Origin of the sequence: Lysobacter yananisis (genome assembly GCF_031199375.1) — a bacterium.
In the GTDB taxonomy this organism is placed as follows: Bacteria; Pseudomonadota; Gammaproteobacteria; order Xanthomonadales; family Xanthomonadaceae; genus Lysobacter; species Lysobacter yananisis.
Window position 1 is genome coordinate 5,439,073 of sequence record NZ_CP133568.1, and the last position, 19,296, is coordinate 5,458,368.

Sequence of the window (19,296 nt, forward strand, 5' to 3'; positions counted from 1 at the left end):
CGTTGCGCATCGCTGCGTCGCCGCCGCACGTTACGCGTTCCTCGCGTCGCCACGCGCGCCGGTCGCTGGCGCCTGCCGCGCCGTGCGATGCGTTTTCACCATCGCATTCAGCCTGCGCCGCACCCGTCGAATCCCGCCGTCGCCGCCTCGCGCGGGCGCGCGCCGCGCTTTTGGATCGAGCCAAACGGCAAGCCCGGCAAACCGCCCGCGCACTCGCCCGCGCATCCCCCCGCGACCGGGCAGGCATACCTAGCCGTATTGCCCGATTGCTTTAGACTAGCGGCCCTGCGCCGGCCGAACGATCCGCCGCCGCACAGGCGATTTCTTTCCACTTCAACGACTTAACCCACAGCCAGGCGTAACCGCGCTCGCGCCAGCGCCGCGCAACCCGCCCGGTTCGGAGCACCCGATGATTTTCGAAACCCTCGACACCTTCGGCCATGAGCAGGTCGTGTTCTGCCATAACAAGGACGCCGGCCTGAAGGCCATCATCGCGATTCACAACACCGTGCTCGGCCCGGCCCTGGGTGGCCTGCGCATGTGGCCGTACAAGACCGAGCAGGACGCGCTCAACGACGTGCTGCGCCTGAGCCGCGGCATGACCTACAAGAACGCGGTCGCCGGCCTCAACATCGGCGGCGGCAAGGCGGTCATCATCGGCGATCCGTCCGCCGACAAGTCCGAGGCGCTGTTCCGCGCGTTCGGCAAGTTCGTCGATTCGCTGGGCGGCCGCTACATCACCGCCGAGGACGTCGGCATCGACGTCAACGACATGGAATACGTGTACCGCGAGACCGAGTACGTCACCGGCGTGCACCAGGTCCACGGCGGTTCGGGCGATCCCTCGCCGTTCACCGCCTACGGCACCCTGCAGGGCCTGATGGCGGCGCTGAACAAGCGCTTCGGCGACGAGGAAGTCGGCAAGTACAGCTACGCCGTGCAGGGCCTGGGCCATGTCGGCATGGAGTTCGTGAAGCTGCTCAAGGAGCGCGGCGCGAAGATCTTCGTCACCGACATCAACAAGGGCCTGGTCGACAAGGCCGTGTCCGAGTACGGCGCCGAAGCGGTCGGCCTGGACGAGATCTACGACGTCAACGCCGACGTGTACTCGCCGTGCGCGCTGGGCGGCACCGTCAACGAGCAGACCCTGCCGCGCCTGAAGGCCAAGATCATCTGCGGCGCCGCCAACAACCAGCTGGCCAACAACGCCATCGGCGACGAAGTGGCCAAGCGCGGCATCCTGTACGCGCCGGACTACGCGGTCAACGCCGGCGGCGTGATGAACGTGGCGCTGGAGCTCGACGGCTACAACCGCGAGCGCGCCATGCGCATGATGCGCACGATCTACCACAACCTCGGCCGCATCTTCGAGATCGCCGAGCGCGACAGCATCCCGACCTACACCGCCGCCGACCGTCTGGCGGAAGAGCGCATCACCGCGATCGGCAAGCTCAAGCTGCCGCTCGGCCGCTCCAACCCGAGCTTCCGCGGACGCATCCGCAGCGGCCACTGAAGCACACCTCGACGGGGCCATCGGCCCCGTCGTCGTATTCGCGGTAGGGTTTTCGCGTGCCGCTGCGTTTAGCGATACGTGCCGCCGTGCGAAGCGTCCCCACATCGTCCCGCCAGCCCTGGAGCCAAGCCATGCGTTCGTCCGAGTTCGCCGTGCCTGCCGTTGCCGTGCTGTCCTTCGCCCTCGCCGCCGCCTTCGCCGCGCGCGCCGAACCGCCGGCCAAACCGGCCGCGGCCGGGCACCACGAGGTCTACGACTACGACCGCCAGGAAGCCTGGCAGGCGCTGCACGACAAGTCGCAGTCGCCGATCGACATCGTCGCCGCCGGCGCGCTCGCGGCCGATCCGGCCGAACCGGGCGCGATCGAGTTCAGCCACACCCACGGCGCCGTCGACAAGGTCGAGGACAACGGCCACGCGGTCCAGGTCGACACCCACGCCACCGAGGCGATCATCCGCGGCCGCCACTTCAAGCTGGCCCAGTTCCACTTCCACGCCCAGAGCGAACACACCCTGGACGGCAAGCATTTCCCGCTCGAAGGCCACTTCGTGTTCAAGGCCCAGGACGGCCGCCTGGCGGTGGTCGGGGTGATGTATGAACAGGGCAAGGCCAATCCGGTCGCGCAGGAAGTCCTCGACGACCTCAGGCCCGGCAAAGCCAAGCCGGCCCAGCACGAGATCGATATCGAGGGACTGATTCCGAAATCGCACGGCTACTACCACTACCTGGGCTCGCTAACGACCCCGCCGCTGACGGAAAATGTCGAGTGGTACGTGATGCCGGCGCCGGTGACCATGTCGAAGCAGCAGATCGACGGGTTCCTTTCGCACTACCGCCGCAACAACCGCAACATCCAACCGCTCAATGGGCGGCCGCTGATTCGTTACGAGGGCTGATATGCGCAGTTTTCCCCTGGGTGAAGAGATCGACGCGCTGCGCGATGCCGTGCGCCGTTTCGCCGAAGCCGAAATCGCTCCGCGCGCGGAGCAGATCGACCACGACAACGCGTTCCCGCAGGACCTGTGGCCCAAGCTGGGCGAGATGGGTCTGCTCGGCATGACCGTGCCGGGCGAGTTCGGCGGCAGCGAGATGGGCTATCTGGCCCATCTGGTGGCGATGGAAGAGATTTCGCGCGCCTCCGGCTCGGTCGGTCTCTCCTACGGCGCGCACTCCAACCTGTGCGTGTCCAACCTGTTCGCCAACGGCAACCAGGCGCAGCGCGCGAAGTACCTGCCCAAGCTGTGCAGCGGCGAGTGGAAGGGCGCGCTGGCGATGAGCGAGCCCGGCGCCGGTTCCGACGTGGTCGGCTCGATGTCGTGCCGCGCCGAGCTGCGCGACGGCGTGTGGGTCGCCAACGGCAACAAGATGTGGATCACCAACGGCCCCGAGGCCGACGTGCTGCTGGTGTACATGCGCACGGCGGGCAAGGACGCGGGCAGCAAGTGCATGACCGCCTTCATCGTCGAGAAGGGCATGAATGGCTTCAGCACCGCGCAGAAGCTCGACAAGCTCGGCATGCGCGGCTCCAACACCTGCGAACTGGTGTTCGAGAATTGCGAGATCCCGGCCGAGAACGTGGTCGGCGAGGTCAACCAGGGCGTCAAGGTGCTGATGAGCGGCCTCAACACCGAGCGCCTGGTGCTGACCGGCGGCCCGCTCGGCCTGATGCAGTCGGCGATGGACATCGCCCTGCCCTACGTGCGCGAGCGCAAGCAGTTCGACGCGGCGATCGGCACCTTCGGCCTGATGCAGGGCAAGATCGCCGACATGTACACCTCGCTGCAGTCCAGCCGCGCGTTCGCCTACCAGGTCGCGCGCGACTTCGACTCCGGCTACAAGAGCCGCGTCGACGCCGCCTCGTGCCTGCTGCACGCCTCCGACGCCGCGGTCGAGGTCGCGCTGGAAGCGATCCAGACCCTCGGCGGCAACGGCTACATCAACGAGTACCCGACCGGCCGCATCCTGCGCGACGCCAAGCTGTATGCGATCGGCGCAGGCACCAACGAGATCCGGCGCATGCTGATCGGACGCGAGTTGTTCGACGGCAAAAGCTGAGCGCGGCGGACGTCGCGAAGGTCGGAAATCCAAACGCCGCCGTGGCGACACGGCGCCGTTTTTCGTTGCGGCGGGCGAGTCGTAATCCGGGTGATCGCGGGCGCTTCCGGGGTTCGTCGCGATTGGGGGTTCGCGGTCGCGGCTTGCGCCGCTCCTACAGGGCGAGTCCGAAGCTGCGCGATCTACCTGTAGGAGCGGCGCAAGCCGCGACCACGAACCCGCGACGTCCGGCGCGACCGACGGCCACCGCTCAGAACGGCAGCGACCAACTCGCGAACGCGCGCGGATACTGCCGGCCGAACTCGTATCGGTTGTCGAAATCCAGCGCGAACGCGCCGCCGCGCGCGAACCGCGCGCTGAAGCTCAGCCCGAGCACGCCGGCTTCGCGCGCGAACGGGTCGGCCAGGATCGGCGACCACGCCTCGATGCCGGTGAACCGCGCATCGATGTAGCGCCCGGATTGCGCCAGGGTGCGCTGCCACTCCGCGCGTCCGCTCAGGCTCAGCTGCGCCGAACCCAGCCGCCACTGCCGCTCCAGCCGCGCGCCGGCAAGCAACTGGGTCGCGCCGAGGCGGGAATCGCCGGCGCTGAGGCCGAAACCGGCCGCGCCGGCTTCCTCGAAGCCGCTGCGATCCAGGCGCAACGCTTGCGCGCCGACGTAGGGCGTCAACGCCCCGCCGCCGACGCGCAGTCGTTGCCCGGCCTGGACGCCGAGATTCAGGTAGCGCTCGGCGTAATCGGCGCCGGTGCCGAAGCGCATCTCGCCCAGTTGCACTTCGCGCTGCAGGTCGCGGCTCATCCGGCCGAACGCGGCGCGCCCCAGCACGTAGGCGTCGCCGCGGTTGAAGGCGGCGTAGAGCTGGCCTTCGGTCTGGCGGTTGCGCTCGCGGTCGCGGCGCTCGCCGCTGTAGGCGACGCCGTCGGTCTGGCTCAACGCCGCGCCCAGGTTCCAAGGGCCAACGCGCTGGTCGTGGCCGACGATCCAGCCGCGCGCGTCCAGGTCCAGGCGCCCGGCCATCGCCCGTTGCGCGTCGAGGCGGCCGCTCCAGGCGCCGCTGCGCGCGTTGTCGAGGAACTGCGCGTCCAGGCGCGATTCCAGCGCGCGCCGGTTGGCTTCGATCGCCATCAGCGCGAACGCCGCATCGGCGCCGTGCAGCTCGCCCGAGAGGCTGGCCAGCGACCGCCGCGCCGCTTGCGCGGTGGCCGAGCGCTGCAGCGCGCCGGCGGCGGCGGAAAACGCCTGCGGGCCGCCCGGCGCGGTCACTCTCGCGCCGCCGTCGAGCCCGTCCAATGCGCCGTCCACGCGCGTGGCCGTCGCCACGTCGGCCGCGCCCATGCCCAGCGACTGCGCCGTCGCGGCGATGCTCAAGGCGCTGATGTCGAGCCAGGCCTGGGTGCCGCTGTAGCCCAGCGTCGCGGTCAGGAACACGCCCGGCGCGGTCGACAGGCTGGCGAACTGGCCGTTGATGCTGCCGGCGTTGAGGAAGACTTCGCGGCTGGAGCGCACGTAGCCCGGCAGTTGGCCGAGCACGCGCGCATCGCCGGCGAGCGTCGCCGCGCCGCCGACGTCGAGCTTCGAGCCGACGAAGAACTGCAACTGCCCCGCCGCCGCTTGCGCGTAGTCGCCGTCGATGCGCAAGCCCGCGCCTTCGACCCGCAGCGCGCCCTGGTTGTCCACGCGGTTGGCGATCTTGGCGCCGCTGCCGCCGGCGAAGGTCGCGCCCGCGCGCACGGTCACCGGCGAGGCCAGGCTGCCGCCGTCGTTGAGCCGCAGGGTGCCGCCGGCGACTTCGGTGGCGCCGGTGTAGGTGTGGGCGCTGCTGCTGTCCAGGCGCAACGTGCCGCTGCCGTCCTTGCTCAGGCCGCCGGCGCCGGTGAGCGGGTTGCTCCAGGTCGAGGTGCCGTCGAAGGCGACGCGCACGTCGCCGAAGTCGAGCCGGTGCAGGCCGCGCACCGCCGCGCCGACGTCGAGCAGGCCCTGGCCGAACACCGGATCGACGCCGGGCGCGCCGAGGTCCTTGGCATTGCCGAGCAGCGCCTGCCGCACCAGATCGTTGTTGAAGTACGGGAACGCCTGCCACACCAGCGCCGCCGCGCCCGACACCTGCGGCGCGGCGAACGAGGTGCCGCGCACCACCCAGTAGCTGGGGTTGCCGACCGCGTCGTTGACGCCGGTGGCCTGGACGTCGCCGGGCGCGACCAGGCAGTAGTTCATGGCGATGCCGCAGGCGTTGGAATAGCTCGCCAGCCGGGTCGGGTTGAGCGTGTCCAGCGCCGCCGCCGCGATCCAGCCGCGTTCGAGCACGTGGGCGCCGGCGCCCTGGCTCGGCAGCGAGGCGTTGTCGGACGGCTGCGGCTTGGATTCGTTGCCGGTGGCGAACACCACCAGTCCGCCGTTGTCGATGAAGGGCTGGTAGGCGGCGATGAAGCTGCGGGTGACGTTGTCGCCGGTCCAGTACAGGCCGCCCCAGGAGTTGTTCATGATCCGCACGCCGGCGTTCATGAGGTCGCGGCTGACGATGTCGAGCCCGCCGTTGTCGCGCGCCTCGTTGCCCTGGCCGCTGCCGTCGTCGCTGGGCCGGGTGTCGGCGAGGATGCGCGCGGAGACGATGTTCGCGCCCGGCGCGATGCCGCCCGGCCAGGCGCCGACCGCGGTGCCGGCGATGATCTGCGAGACGTAGGTGCCGTGGCCGAGCACGTCGTCGACGCGATGGTTGTTGCTGCGCGGATCGGTGTAGACGAGCATCGGCCCGACCCGGCCGTTGAGCGCGGGATGGTCGCGGCGCACGCCGCTGTCGACCACGCCGATGCGCACGCCCTGCCCGGTCAGGCCCAGCGCCTGCGCCGAGCGCGCGTTGGTCAGGTCCAGGTGCGCGCCGATCGGCGGCGGCGGCGTGCTCGGCGGCGTGGTCGGGGGCGGCGTGGTCGGCGTGCTCGGCGGGGGCTCGCGGACGTTGCCGCCGCCTCCGCCGCCGCCGCAGGCGCTCAACACCGCCACCGCGAGCGCGCACAGCGCCCATTGCGTATTGCGCCGCATCGCAGGTTCGAATCGTTTCATCGGTGGGCCCCAGCGCTCTGGATCAATGGGAAGACGTGGCCGCTCCCCAGCGGCCGGCCGCGAACCCCGCGGCGTTCGCGCCGCGACGTTCTTTTCAATCCGAACCCGCTCGTTTTAATGCAAACCCGCGCGGCCGACAAACGAATCCGCCGCTGCGCAAGCAAAAACGCGCGAAGCTCGGTTCGGGCTCGGCCCCTGTCGCCGCGACGGCGTGGCCGGTTTTTGTGGGAGGGACTTCAGTCCCGACACCTTTCGGTCAGATCACCGCTAGCTGAGACGAAAGCGTCGGGACTGAAGTCCCTCCCACAAAGGCTTGAAGTCCCCCCTGCAAAACAGGCCGCGAGGCTGCGGAATGTTCAGCTTCGAGCCGTCCGCAGCGCCGATTCGTTTGTTTTTCGTTATCCCAAACCCCGCTTTTCCCCTGCCCGAAAGGACATTTGCGGCACCGCAACACGGCGCCGCATAATCGAGGGGTTCCGGTCCCCGGCCCCCGCCCGGCACCGGCCCTCACACGCCACAGTTTTCCGGAGTTCCGCCATGAGCGATGTCGTCATCGTCGGTGCCAAGCGCACCGCCATCGGTTCCTTCCTCGGCCAGTTCACCGGCGTCCCGACCCCGACCCTGGGCAGCGCCGCGATCGCCGGCGCGCTGGAACAGGCCGGCGTGGCCGCCGACCAGGTCGACGAAGTCATCATGGGCTGCGTGCTCCCGGCCGGCCTCGGCCAGGCCCCGGCGCGCCAGGCCGCGCTCGGCGCCGGCCTGCCGACCGCCGCCGGCTGCACCACCATCAACAAGGTCTGCGGTTCGGGCATGAAGGCGATCATGCTCGCCCACGACCTGATCCAGGCCGGCTCGGCCAAGGTCGTCGTCGCCGGCGGCATGGAGTCGATGACCAACGCCCCGCACCTGCTCAACAACTCGCGCACCGGCATCCGCTACGGCAGCGCCGAGTTCCTCGACCACATGGCCTGGGACGGCCTGACCAATCCGTACGACGGCAAGGCCATGGGCGTGTTCGGCGACGCCGCCTGCGCCAAGTACGGCTACGATCGCGCCGCCATCGACGCTTATTCCGAAGAGAGCGTGAAGCGCGCGCAGGCCGCGCAGTCGGCCGGCCACTTCAAGGATGAAATCGTTTCCGTGACGGTCAAGGGCCGCAAGGGCGACATCGTCGTCGACGCCGACGAAGAGCCGGCCAAGATCGACGTGGCCAAGATCCCGACCCTGCGTCCGGCGTTCGGCAAGGACGGCGTGCTGACCGCTGCGGCCTCGTCGAAGATCTCCGACGGCGCCGCCGCAACCGCGCTGATGAGCGCCGACGAAGCCGCCGCGCGCGGGCTCAAGCCGCTGGCGCGCATCGTCGCCCACGCCAGCCACGCGCAGGCGCCGGAGTGGTTCACCACCGCGCCGGTGAAAGCGATTTCAAACGTGCTCGAAAAGGCCGGCTGGAAGGTCGGGGACGTCGATCTGTTCGAGGTCAACGAAGCGTTTTCGGTGGTCGCGATGGCGCCGATGACCGAGCTCGGCATCGCCCACGACAAGCTCAACGTGCACGGCGGCGCGGTCGCGCTGGGCCATCCGATCGGCGCCAGCGGCGCCCGTTTGGTGGTCACGCTGATCAACGCTTTGCGCATTCGCGGCGGCAAGCGCGGCGTCGCGTCGCTGTGCATCGGCGGCGGCGAGGCGACCGCGATCGCGATCGAACTGCTCTGAGCCCGCGCAAAATCGGGCTGCGGTAAAAGGTTAAAAACGCGTTGCACAAAAAAAACCGGCAGGCCGCTTGACACACGTCACCGGCTTGTCATCATGTTATCGGCGCGCTTTTGCGCGTTGCCTAACTAAACGACGAGGAAACCGAATCATGAACTTCAACAAGGCGCTGATCGCCCTGGCTCTGGGCCTGGCCCTGGCCGCTTGCTCGAACCAGAAGCAGGCCGAAGAAGCCTCCGCCGACGCCGCTGCCGCTTCGACCGAAGCCCAGGCCGCTGCTGACACCGCCGCTGCCGCTGGCGACGCCGCCACCGCCGACGCCGCCGCTGCTTCGGCCGACGCCGCTGCCACCGCCGCCGACGCCGCCGCCACCTCGGCCGACGCCGCTGCCAACGCTGCGACCCCGGCCGCTGCCGACGCCGCCGCCGACGCTGCTGCCGGCGCTGCCGACGCTGCCAAGGACGCTGCCGGCGCCGCCAAGGACGCCGCTGCTCCGGCCGAAGAAGCCAAGAAGTAATATCGCGCAAGCGATACTGCAGTTCCGGCGCGGGGAACCGCGCCGAACGGGAAAGCCGCCGGTTATCCGGCGGCTTTTTCCGTAAGGTCAGTGAACGATCGAAGCCGGCTTGCCGGACCGCTGCGAGCACTGGCGTTGCCTGACAGATGCACCCAGACGTTTTTCTCAGACAACTCCTCAGGAGACAGCTCATGAAGACCCATCTCTACGTCCTGCTCGCCGCCGCCGTTCTGGCTCTGTCGGCTTGCGCCCAGAAGACCGAAGAAGCCAAGGACGCCGCCGCCGAAGCCTCGGCCGCCGCCGAGCAGGCCGGTGCCGACGCCGCCAAGGCCGCTGATTCCGCCGCCGCCGCCCCCGTGGAAGCCGCCACCGCCGCCGCCGCTGCCGCTTCCGACGCCGCCAACCCCGCTGCCGGTGCCGCCACCGATGCCGCTGCCGCCGCTGGCGACGCCGCCGCCAAGGCTGGCGATGCCGCCGCCGCCGCGACCGACGCCGCCGCTGCCGGCGCCGCCGACGCTGCCGCCAAGGCCGCCAACGCGACCGCCGACGCTGCGCAGAAGGTCGCCGACAAGGCCGACGCCGCTGCCGCCGAAGCCAAGAAGGAAGAAGCCAAGCACTAATCGGCTTGCGCTCTCGTTCGCTGAAAGGCCCGCCTCGTGCGGGCCTTTCTTTTTGCGGTGGCAGTGCGGTGCGGACGCCGCGCTTTTGCGGCGACCGCTGCGGTCCTTTGCCGCGGCGGCGACCGGTCCTTTGCAGTGGCGCGGGCTGATGGTTGGCGCCGGCTGATGGTTGGCATCGGCTAATGGTCGGCACCGGCTGATGCATGGCGTCGGCCGATGGCTGGGCTCAGTCGATGATGGGTGTGGCTCGGCGGTTTTGTCTGGCTCGCCTCGGACCGGTTTTGTGGGAGGGGCTTCAGCCCCGACGCTTTTGTTTCAGTTCGCCGCTATCTGAAACAAAAGCGTCGGGGCTGAAGCCCCTCCCACAAAACAGCCCTTTCCACAAAACAGGCCCTCCCACAGAAACAGGCGCCTCCCACACAAGCCGCCTCACAACGGCAGCCTCACAGAAGCACGCCTCTCCCGCGCAAACAGCCTCCCCTCGCAGTAGCACGGCCGTTTCCGCCGAAGCCAGCCCGCCGACCGGCGCACCGCGCCCACCAAAACCGGGCGCGCATGTCGCATTCCGTGCGCATACGCCCGCGTTCGCAGGCGCCGCCTCCGCCGTAAGCCATTGGCCGCCGCAGGCGCTTTGTGCTTTGATGCCGCGTCTCCCGCTTCCGGCCGTTCCCGCAATGCCCGCGATCACTTCCCAGCTCGACCCGCGCTCGCAGGACTTCCGCGACAACGTCGCCTACCACCGCGCGCTGGTCGAGGAACTCGATGCGCGCCTGGCGCGCGCCGCCCACGGCGGCGGCGACAAGGCCCGGGCCAAGCACACCGAACGCGGCAAGCTGCTCGTGCGCGACCGCATCGCCGCCCTGCTCGACCCGGGTTCGCCGTTCCTGGAAATCGCGCCGCTCGCCGCCGAAGGCATGTACGACGACGCCGCGCCGGCCGCCGGCATGGTCGCCGGCATCGGCCGGGTGCAGGGGCTGGAAGTGGTGATCGTCGCCAACGACGCCACCGTCAAGGGCGGCACTTACTTCCCGATGACGGTGAAGAAGCACCTGCGCGCACAGGAGATCGCGCGCGAGAACCGCCTGCCTTGCGTCTATCTGGTCGACTCCGGCGGCGCGTTCCTGCCGCTGCAGGACGAGGTGTTCCCGGACAAGGAACACTTCGGCCGCATCTTCTACAACCAGGCCCGGCTGAGCGCGGAGAACATCCCGCAGGTGGCCGTGGTGATGGGCAGCTGCACCGCTGGCGGCGCTTACGTCCCGGCCATGTGCGACGAGTCGGTGATCGTCAAGGAACAGGGCACGATCTTCCTCGGCGGCCCGCCGCTGGTGAAAGCCGCCACCGGCGAAGTCGTCGACGCCGAAGCGCTCGGCGGCGCCGACGTGCACACCTCCGTCTCCGGCGTGGCCGACCACTTCGCGCAAGACGACCGCCACGCGCTGCAGATCGCGCGCGACATCGTCGCCACCTTCAACCGCAAGAAGGTCCTGCCGGTCGCGGCGCAACCGGCGCGCGAACCGCTGCACGCGGCCGACGAGCTGTACGGCATCGTGCCCAAGGACACGCGCAAGCCCTTCGACATCCGCGAAGTCATCGCCCGCATCACCGACGGCAGCGAGTTGCAGGAATTCAAGGCGCGCTACGGCAAGACCCTGGTCACCGGCTTCGCCCACCTGCACGGTTATCCGGTCGGCATCGTCGCCAACAACGGCATCCTGTTCGCCGAGAGCGCGCTCAAGGGCGCGCACTTCATCGAGCTGTGCAACCAGCGCGGCATCCCGCTGGTGTTCCTGCAGAACATCACCGGCTTCATGGTCGGCAAGAAGTACGAGAACGCCGGCATCGCCAAGGACGGGGCCAAGATGGTCACCGCGGTGGCGTGCTCGCACGTGCCCAAGTTCACCGTGGTCATCGGCGGCAGCTTCGGCGCCGGCAACTACGCCATGTGCGGCCGCGCGTACGGCGCGCGCTTCCTGTGGATGTGGCCGAACGCGCGCATCAGCGTGATGGGCGGCGAGCAGGCCGCATCGGTCCTCGCCACGGTCCGCCGCGACGGCATCGAGGCCGCCGGCAAGTCGTGGTCGGCGCAGGAAGAGGACGACTTCAAGGCGCCGATCCGCGAACAGTACGAGACCCAGGGCAACCCCTACTACGCCAGCGCGCGGCTCTGGGACGACGGCATCATCGACCCGGCCGACACCCGCCGCGTGCTCGGCCTGGGCCTGTCGGCCAGCCTCAACGCGCCGATCGAAGAGCGCACGCGCTTCGGCGTGTTCCGCATGTAATCTGTGCGCTCCATCGCAATGGACTGTAGGTTCGTATGATCGTCGGCATCGACCTGGGCACCACTCATTCGCTGATCGGCGTGTACGCGGCCGACGGCCCGCGCCTGATCCGCAACGCGCTGGGCTCGTTGCTGACGCCCTCGGCGGTCAGCGTGGACGAGGACGACCGCGTCATCGTCGGCCTGGCCGCGCGCGAGCGCCTGGTCTCGCACCCGCGCCAGAGCGTGGCCGCGTTCAAGCGCTGGATGGGCAGCGACCGGGTCACCGCGCTGGGCTCGCACCGGTTCCGTCCTGAGGAACTGTCGGCGCTGGTGCTCAAGTCGCTGATCGCCGACGCCGAGGCCGACCTCGGCGAGCGCGTGGCCGAGGCGGTCATCAGCGTGCCGGCGTATTTCTCCGACAGCCAGCGCAAGGCCACCCGCATCGCCGGCGAGCTGGCCGGGATCAAGGTCGAGCGGCTGATCAACGAGCCGACCGCCGCGGCCCTGGCCTACGGCCTGCAGCAGAGCGACGACGGCGGCCGCTACCTGATCTTCGACCTCGGCGGCGGCACCTTCGACGTGTCGATCCTGGAGCTGTTCGACGGGATCATGGAAGTGCACGCCAGCGCCGGCGACAACTTCCTCGGCGGCGAGGATTTCTCGCGCGCGCTGCTCGACGGCTTCCTGCGCGAACACGGCCTGTCGGCCAGCGCGCTGCCGCTGGGCGAGCTGGCGGTGCTGGAACGGCGCATCGAGGCGTTCAAGCAGCAACTCGCCAGCGGCGGCGAAGCGACGCTCGAACTCACCCTGTCCGGCCAGGCGCGCAGCTGGCGTCTCGACGAGGACGGCTTCGCCCGCCTGTGCGAACCGCTGGTGCAGCGCCTGCGCGCGCCGCTGGAACGGGCGATGCGCGACGCCAAGCTGACCCCGGGCCAGCTCGACCAGATCGTCCTGGTCGGCGGCGCCTCGCGCATGCCGCTGTGCGCCAAGTTGGTCTCGCGGATGTTCGGCCGGCTGCCGCTGCGCCACCTCAACCCGGACGAGGCCATCGCCCACGGCGCCTGCGTCGCGGCCGGGATGAAGGCGCGCAACCAGGCGCTGGAAGAAGTGGTGCTGACCGACGTGTGCCCGCACAGCCTCGGCGTGAGCACCGGCCAGGAAGTCGACGGGCGCTACGTCAACGGCCTGTTCTCGCCGATCATCCACCGCAACAGCACCGTGCCGGTGAGCCGGGTCGAGCGCTATTTCCCGGTGCACGACCAGCAGCGCAAGGTCGAGCTGGAGATCTACCAGGGCGAAAGCCCGCGGGTGGAGAACAACGTGCGGCTCGGCGCGATCACCATCGAGCTGCCGGCCAAGGCGCGCCAGGACAATCCGATCGATGTGCGCTTCACCTACGACATCAACGGGCTGTTGCAGGTCGAGGCCGAAGCGGTCGCCAGCGGCCTCAAGCGCGAGGTGGTGCTGGAGAAGAACCCCGGCGTGCTGAGCCCGGAACAGATCCGCGAGCGCTTGCAGGCGCTGGCCGCGCTGAAGGTGCATCCGCGCGAGCACCAGGAGAACGTGGCGCTGGTCGCGCGCGCCGAGCGCCTGTACGAAGAATTGCTGTGGGCGCGCGAACAGGTGCAGCTCGCGCTGGTGCGCTTCCGCAACGTGCTGGATCTGCAGGACGACGCGCTGATCGCCGAGCACCGCCGCGATTTCGCCCACTTCCTCGACGCGGTCGAAGCGCAGGCCAACGGCGCATGAACCCGTTCGCCGCGCTCGGCCTGTCCGCCGACGCGGACGAGGCGCAGATCAAGCGCGCCTACGCCAAGCTGCTGCGCACGAACCGGCCCGACGACGATCCGGCCGGGTTCCAGCGTTTGAACGAGGCGTATCGGCAATGCCTGGAATCGGTGCGGCGGCGCGCGGCGGCCGAGGTCGCGGCTGCGACGGATCCCGCCGGGTGCCAACACGAAGACGAACCCGACGGCGTGGCCGCGCCGGAGCCGCGAACGCCGCCGGAGCCGCGCATGCCGCCGGCGCCTCGGCCGCCGCCGGTTCCGCCCGCGCCCCGCGACGGTCCGACGGCGCCGCAACCGCCGGCCGCGTCGGCGCCGTTCGCGCCGGCCGCACCGAAGACGCCGTTGTCGGCCGCGGCACCGCCGGCGCCGGAACCGACGCACCCGCAGGCACCGGCCGCGCCCGCGGGTACGCCCGCGCCGGTCGCGCCGGGCGCGCCCGCAGCGCCGGTCCCGACACCGCCGCCCGCGCCGGCCGCAGCGAAGACTCCACGCGCGCCCGCCGGTGGCGCGGCGCAAACGGCGGCGGCGGCCGCGGCCGGATTCGATACCAAGCGCTTCCTCGACGAACTTTATCGCCACGCCGAAACCGACTCCGTCGCCGAACTCGAACGCTGGCTCATCAAGCACCCGGCGCTTTACCAGTTCGAGCGCAAGCACGCGCTGGCGCCCGCCGTGATCGCGCACTTGAGCGCGCGGCCGCCGCTGTACCTGCCGCAACTGGACGCGCTGCTGCGCTTCTTCGACCTGGACAGCGTGCACGCGCATTCGGCCGGGTTGCAGGCGCGCATCGTCGAACTGCGCGCGCAAACCCGCCGGCGCGGCGTGGACCTGCGCGAGATCCGCTTCGATCCGGATCCCAAACCGGGCAAGCGCGGCAAGCATCCGATCGAGATCCACGCCGGCACCATCGTCTATTTGCTGCTGGGGCTGGCGATCGTCGTGCGCATCATCGCCGCCTGGGCCGGAACCGGGTCGGCATGACGCCGTTCCATCGGCTCGGACTGGCGCCCGACAGCGACGAGCGCGCAATCAAGCGCGCGTACGCGCGCGAACTCAAGCGCTGCCGGCCCGACGACGATCCGGACGGGTTCCAGGCGCTCAACGAGGCCTACCAGCAGTGCCTGCGCATCGCGGCCCAACGCGCGTTCGCGCTCGCCGCCGCGCAGGACGCGGAAGGCGGCAGCGACGACACGCAGACCGAAACAGCGGCGCGCGAGATGCCTGGCCCCGTCGCGTCCGCACCGCCCTCGCCGCCCGCAGCGCCCACGCGCGCGTCCGCGCCGGCAGGCGAAGCTGCGCGGCCTCGGCCCGCGCCCGGGTCGCGGCCCGCAGCGCGCGAGGAACCGCAACACGCCGCCGAGCCGCAACCACGCTACTTCGACCTGCAAGCCTTCCTCAGCGAACTGTTCGACTTCGCCCAACGCCGCCTCACCGTCGACCTGCAACGCTGGCTGCGCGATTGCGAGCCGCTGTACTCGCTGCAACTCAAGCACGCGCTGCGCGCGCCGGTGGCGCATGCGCTGGCCGAATGCGAACCGCCGCTGGCGCCGGCGGCGACCGACGTCATCGCCGAGTACTTCGATCTGGGCGCGCTGTACGACCCCGATCCGCGCCTGCGCCATTGGCTGGCGGTCGCCAGCGACCGCGGCGCGCGCAGCGTCGCGTTCGAGCGCATCCTCGGCGAATACCGCAACGCCCACGACCGGCTGGTCGACCGCTGGCTGTTCAACGAACTGCAACGGCCGGCGTTGTGGCCGCGGCGCGCGCTGATCGCGCTGATCCCCACGCTGCCGAGCCGCCTGCGCGGCCTGTTGCTGCGTTTGCAGCGGGTCGGCCCGGAATGGCTGGAGCAGCGCCTGAACCCAGGCGCGGTCGGGTTCTGGCTGCGCGCCTGCGATCCCGAGCGCCTGGATCCGCGCCGCATCGCCATCGCCGCCGCGCGCATTCCGCTGTACTACCTGGCCGCGATCTGGTTCCTCTCGATGCTGATGGGCTTCGATCCGGCGCCGCGGGAGAACGCCGCGCGCAACATCGGCCTGGTCTTCGCCGGCTGGGCCGCCGCGGCGCTGGCCTGGATCGGGCTGCGCCGCATGCAGCGCTGGATGGTGCAGCGCATGCGCTGGGATCCGCTCAGCGCTTACACGCTGGCCCTGCTCGCCGCGTGCGCGGCCTGCGCGTACTGGCTGCCGTTCCAGGCCGCGTTGATCGCCGGCATCGTCGGCTTCGTGCAGGCGCGTTCGCGCGCCACGCCGGTGCCGGCGATGGTCTGCTTGCTTGTCGCCGCGCTCGCCGCCGTGGCGATAACGCCGCCGGCCGCGCGGGCTTACGACGCGACGGCGCCGTTGGTCGTCGTCGCCGCCGCGGCGGTGCTGCCGCTGCACGACCTCGCCCTGGCCCGCCGTTTCGGCGTAACGCTGGCCGAAGTCCGCGCCGGCGCCGGCAAGCTCTGGCGCCTGGCCCAGATCCTGGCGGCGGTGGCCGTGGCCGGTTACCTGCTGCACTGAGCCGAGCCGCCATGACCCCGCACCAACGCCTGGGAGTGGAGCAAGACGCCGACGAGCGCGCGATCAAGCGCGCCTACGCGCGGGCGCTGCGCAGAACCCGTCCGGACGAGGACGCGCAGGCCTTCCAGACCTTGCACGAGGCATATCAGGCCGCGCTGTCGATGCTGCGCCAGGCCGAGTACGAGCGCTGGCTACAGGAGAGCGAAGCCGAGTCGGAGCAGGACGAAAGCGTCGAGGACTGCGGCGATGCGCCGCCCGCCAGCGCTGCGGAAAGCCGCGTCGATGCGTCGTCGGCTGCCGCAGCCGACGACGCGACCTTCGCCGGCCACAACGACAACGACAACGACAACGACGGCGACGGCGACGACCGCATCGAACTGTCGATCGACCAGATCGGCAACGCCGTCATCCTCGGCGCCTTGCGCCTGTCGCCGGGCGACTACGAAGCTTGGCTGCGCGAATTCCCGCCGCTGTATTCGCTCTACGTCAAGGACGTGATCGCCCCGCAATTGCCGCGCGCGCTGGCGCAGGCGCCGCAGCTGCCCAGCGCGCAGTTGGAAGCGATCGTGCGCTTCTTCGACCTCGACGCTCTCGGCACGCTCGACACCCAAGGGCATTGGCTGCTGCATCGCCTGCGCCAGCGCAGCGGCGTCGATTTCGGCGCGTTCCTGGCCGAACTGCGCGAGCGCTGCGCACACCGCAATCCGGAGTCGCTGCGCAACTGGCTGATGTATCGCGAAGAAGTGCGCGACCCGGACCTGCGCGACTATGTCGGCGCGCTGCTGTACCGCGAGCTGGAAGCCGGCCGCGGCGCCTCGACGCTGCCGCCCGACGCCATGCAGCTGGTCTGCGAGTTCTTCGCTTACCCCGAGAACGACCCGCTGCGCCTGCGCAACAACGCGTTGTGGGCGCTGACGCACGAAGACGCGCGCGCGTTCGGGCATCCCTCGCCGAAAGTGGTCGAGGAGCTCAAGCGGCCGTATTCGCGGTGGCGCGCGCTGAGAATGGCGACGCTGCAATCGGAACTGTCGCGCGCCGTCGCCCGCCTCGGCGGCCAGTTGCGCCAGGCCTGCGGCGAACTGCCGGCGTCGATCGATCCGCGCCAATACCTGTTCCATGCGCGCCTGGCCTATCGCGGCTACTGGGGACCGTGGCGCTGGGCGGTCTACCTGCTGCGCACCGCGCTGGTGCTGTTGCCGCTGTGCTGGTTCACCGACCTGGAACTGGCCGCCTCCTGCGCCGGCGGCGTGCTGCTGGCGCAGGTCGGCTGGCTGGCCTACGACAGCCTGTTCGGCCATGGCCCGGCGCCGCCGCGGCCGATCCGGCCCGCCGCGCGCGAGCCGGATCCACACAGCGCCGGCGACCCGGCCTGAGCGTTTCCGCAGCGCCCGAACGCCAGCCTCGATCGGTGGTGGCCGCCTCGTCCGATGCGACCACGGCGCAGCGCACCGCATTCATCGATCTGAAATATTTCTTAATCACTGTCGTGCGTGCGCGCGTTCGCGCGCGCGCCGCGAACGTGCGCACGCATGCGCCGCAAGGCCGCGCGCGATTGGTCGAAACTGAATCCGCACAGGCCTTCGCGGCCGCGCCGAAACGGTGAGATTCATCACAGTGGGCACTTCGTATCAGCGTGTTAGGCTCCAAAGTTCACGCGTGTCATCACCTGATCCCCCGACTTTGAGGACCACCGCGTCATGGCCATCTTCAACCAGCCCGCACCGCCCAAGCGCGACACTCCGCTGCCGCCGCTGCAGCCGGAAACCGCTCTCAAGAAAGAACCCGACACGGCCAACGAATTCAGCTTCGGCCAGCCCAGCGCGCCGGCGCCGGCGCCGATCAGCGCGCCCGCGCAGGCGCCCGCGCCGCAGCAGCGTCCGGTCGAAGCGCGCGAGACCGCCAAGGAATCGCTGATCGCCGCCGACCTCACCATCGAGGGCAAGATCCACGGCGCCGGCCACATCCGCATCGCCGGCCGCTTCAAGGGCGACGTGCAGGTCGACGGCGACCTCACCGTCGAACTCGGCGCCAAGGTCAACGGCGGCGTGCGCGCGCGCAAGGTGGTGATCGCGGGCGAACTGGAAGGCAACATCGATTCGGCCCAGCGCGTGGAGCTGCTGGAGAGCGGCGTGGTGGTCGGCGACGTCAAGGCCGGCACCGTCACCGTCGCCGCCGGCGCGCGCGTGCGCGGCCAGGTCGAGTTCGGTTGGGAAGACAGCGGCAAGTCGGTGGCGCGCAACGACAAGAGCGACAAGAACGACAACGGCAAGTCCGACAAGGGCGGCAAGGCGGAGACCGGCGCCGACTCATGAGCGCGCAACGCCAGGGCATGCCCGGGGCGACGCGCGTTTGTCCGCACTGCAAGGCGACGATCCTGGAATCGGCGAGCGTGTGCCCGGCCTGCCGGCACCACCTGCGCTTCGATTCCGACGCCAACGCGCTGGCGGCGAAACGGTTCTCGCCGCTGCGCGTGGAAGGCAGCATCCGCCACCCGCCCAGCGACGGCGCGTGGGAGTATTCGATGGTGTTGTCGATCAAGAACGACCGCGGCGAGGAGATCACCCGCCAGGTCGTCGGCGTGGGTGCGCTGTTCTCCGGGGAGGAGCGCACCTTCACCCTCTCGGTCGAAGCGTTCGAAGCGGTCGGATACAAGGCCGCCGGCAAGGGCCGGCTGCGCCGCTGAGCGGCGGCGCGGCGGCGGTGTCATAGGAAAGGATCCCTCACGATGTCGGAACCCGCATCGCTGTACGCCCGTTTCACCCTCAGCCACGAGCAGTACGAAGCGTTCATGAACTCCGCGCCGGCGCGTCCGGCCGGTTTCGCCGATTGGCAATCCTGGTTCGACCGCCGCGAAATGAGCGGCGGCAGCCGCGTGCCGCCGGAGATCCTCGCCGACCTGGACGCCGCCAGCGTGGCCGAGGTCATCAAGGCCTGGCGCGAGGACGCCTGGACCGGCACGCCGCCGGTGGAGTACGACGAGATCCGCCGCACCCTGCGCATCGCCATGCTGCAGGCGTCGGAGAACTACCACGAGATGCTGCGGCTGCTGACGCCGCTGCGCGGCGCGGCGCGGTTCAACGAGCCGGGCGCGGACGATTTCGTGGTGATCTTGGACTTTCTCTGGGACGAGCAGGCGATCGAGGCCTATGTGCGCTTCGGCGACGGCGGCAGCCGCTTCGACGAGGACTGCGCGCCGGCGCACCTGGAGGAGGCGCGCACGTACCTGCGCGAGGCCCTGGACTATCTGCAGAGCCGCGCGGGTTGAG

16 protein-coding genes are annotated in these 19,296 nt (G+C 70.1%); 15 read left to right on the forward strand and 1 reads right to left on the reverse strand.

The window, feature by feature from the left end; all coding sequences use genetic code 11:
- The first annotated feature begins 409 nt into the window (after window positions 1-409).
- From RDV84_RS22255 to RDV84_RS22265, 3 genes are all read left to right on the forward strand, one after another.
- Window positions 410-1,513: a Glu/Leu/Phe/Val dehydrogenase dimerization domain-containing protein gene (locus RDV84_RS22255; protein ID WP_078996987.1), complete on the forward strand. Its 1,104-nt coding sequence runs from the start codon at window positions 410-412 to the stop codon at window positions 1,511-1,513.
- Window positions 1,514-1,644: 131 nt separating this feature from the next.
- Entirely contained in the window at window positions 1,645-2,409 is a 765-nt protein-coding gene (locus tag RDV84_RS22260) for a carbonic anhydrase (protein WP_309151637.1), read from the forward strand.
- 1 nt (window position 2,410) lies between these two features.
- A complete protein-coding gene (locus RDV84_RS22265; protein ID WP_309151638.1) occupies window positions 2,411-3,568 on the forward strand; it encodes an isovaleryl-CoA dehydrogenase in 1,158 nt (385 codons plus the stop codon).
- A 250-nt stretch (window positions 3,569-3,818) separates the two neighbouring features.
- On the opposite strand, the gene RDV84_RS22270 is transcribed toward RDV84_RS22265, so the two are convergent.
- Window positions 3,819-6,626, reverse strand: coding sequence for a S8 family serine peptidase (locus RDV84_RS22270; protein ID WP_309151639.1), 2,808 nt, complete (start codon window positions 6,624-6,626; stop codon window positions 3,819-3,821).
- A 537-nt stretch (window positions 6,627-7,163) separates the two neighbouring features.
- On the opposite strand from RDV84_RS22270, the gene RDV84_RS22275 reads away from it, so the two are divergent.
- From RDV84_RS22275 to RDV84_RS22330, 12 genes are all read left to right on the forward strand, one after another.
- Window positions 7,164-8,339, forward strand: coding sequence for a thiolase family protein (locus tag RDV84_RS22275; protein WP_309151640.1), 1,176 nt, complete (start codon window positions 7,164-7,166; stop codon window positions 8,337-8,339).
- A gap of 148 nt (window positions 8,340-8,487) precedes the next feature.
- Complete coding sequence (locus tag RDV84_RS22280) at window positions 8,488-8,853, forward strand: hypothetical protein (RefSeq protein WP_057947178.1); 366 nt, start codon at window positions 8,488-8,490, stop codon at window positions 8,851-8,853.
- A 191-nt stretch (window positions 8,854-9,044) separates the two neighbouring features.
- Complete coding sequence (locus RDV84_RS22285) at window positions 9,045-9,473, forward strand: hypothetical protein (RefSeq protein ID WP_309151641.1); 429 nt, start codon at window positions 9,045-9,047, stop codon at window positions 9,471-9,473.
- Window positions 9,474-10,147: 674 nt separating this feature from the next.
- On the forward strand, window positions 10,148-11,758 hold the full coding sequence (locus RDV84_RS22290; protein ID WP_057947177.1) for a carboxyl transferase domain-containing protein: 1,611 nt from the start codon (window positions 10,148-10,150) through the stop codon (window positions 11,756-11,758).
- A 35-nt stretch (window positions 11,759-11,793) separates the two neighbouring features.
- Window positions 11,794-13,488: an Hsp70 family protein gene (locus RDV84_RS22295; protein WP_250443177.1), complete on the forward strand. Its 1,695-nt coding sequence runs from the start codon at window positions 11,794-11,796 to the stop codon at window positions 13,486-13,488.
- On the forward strand, window positions 13,485-14,507 hold the full coding sequence (locus tag RDV84_RS22300) for a J domain-containing protein (protein ID WP_309151642.1): 1,023 nt from the start codon (window positions 13,485-13,487) through the stop codon (window positions 14,505-14,507). The genes RDV84_RS22295 and RDV84_RS22300 overlap by 4 nt, the downstream gene beginning before the upstream one ends.
- Window positions 14,504-16,030: a J domain-containing protein gene (locus RDV84_RS22305; protein WP_309151643.1), complete on the forward strand. Its 1,527-nt coding sequence runs from the start codon at window positions 14,504-14,506 to the stop codon at window positions 16,028-16,030. The genes RDV84_RS22300 and RDV84_RS22305 overlap by 4 nt, the downstream gene beginning before the upstream one ends.
- An 11-nt stretch (window positions 16,031-16,041) precedes the next feature.
- Entirely contained in the window at window positions 16,042-17,403 is a 1,362-nt protein-coding gene (locus RDV84_RS22310) for a J domain-containing protein (protein ID WP_309151644.1), read from the forward strand.
- Between the two features lie 38 nt (window positions 17,404-17,441).
- Window positions 17,442-17,633 carry a hypothetical protein gene (locus RDV84_RS22315; protein WP_309151645.1) on the forward strand — a complete coding sequence of 64 codons (192 nt, stop codon included), beginning with the start codon at window positions 17,442-17,444 and terminating at the stop codon, window positions 17,631-17,633.
- Between the two features lie 94 nt (window positions 17,634-17,727).
- The gene (locus RDV84_RS22320) at window positions 17,728-18,342 is read left to right on the forward strand and encodes a bactofilin family protein (RefSeq protein WP_309151647.1); all 615 of its coding nucleotides are present in this window, start codon (window positions 17,728-17,730) and stop codon (window positions 18,340-18,342) included.
- On the forward strand, window positions 18,339-18,713 hold the full coding sequence (locus RDV84_RS22325; RefSeq protein WP_057947171.1) for a hypothetical protein: 375 nt from the start codon (window positions 18,339-18,341) through the stop codon (window positions 18,711-18,713). Before RDV84_RS22320 ends, RDV84_RS22325 begins: the two co-directional genes overlap by 4 nt.
- Window positions 18,714-18,755: 42 nt before the next feature.
- Window positions 18,756-19,295, forward strand: coding sequence for a hypothetical protein (locus tag RDV84_RS22330; protein WP_309151648.1), 540 nt, complete (start codon window positions 18,756-18,758; stop codon window positions 19,293-19,295).
- The last annotated feature ends 1 nt before the right edge of the window (window position 19,296 follow it).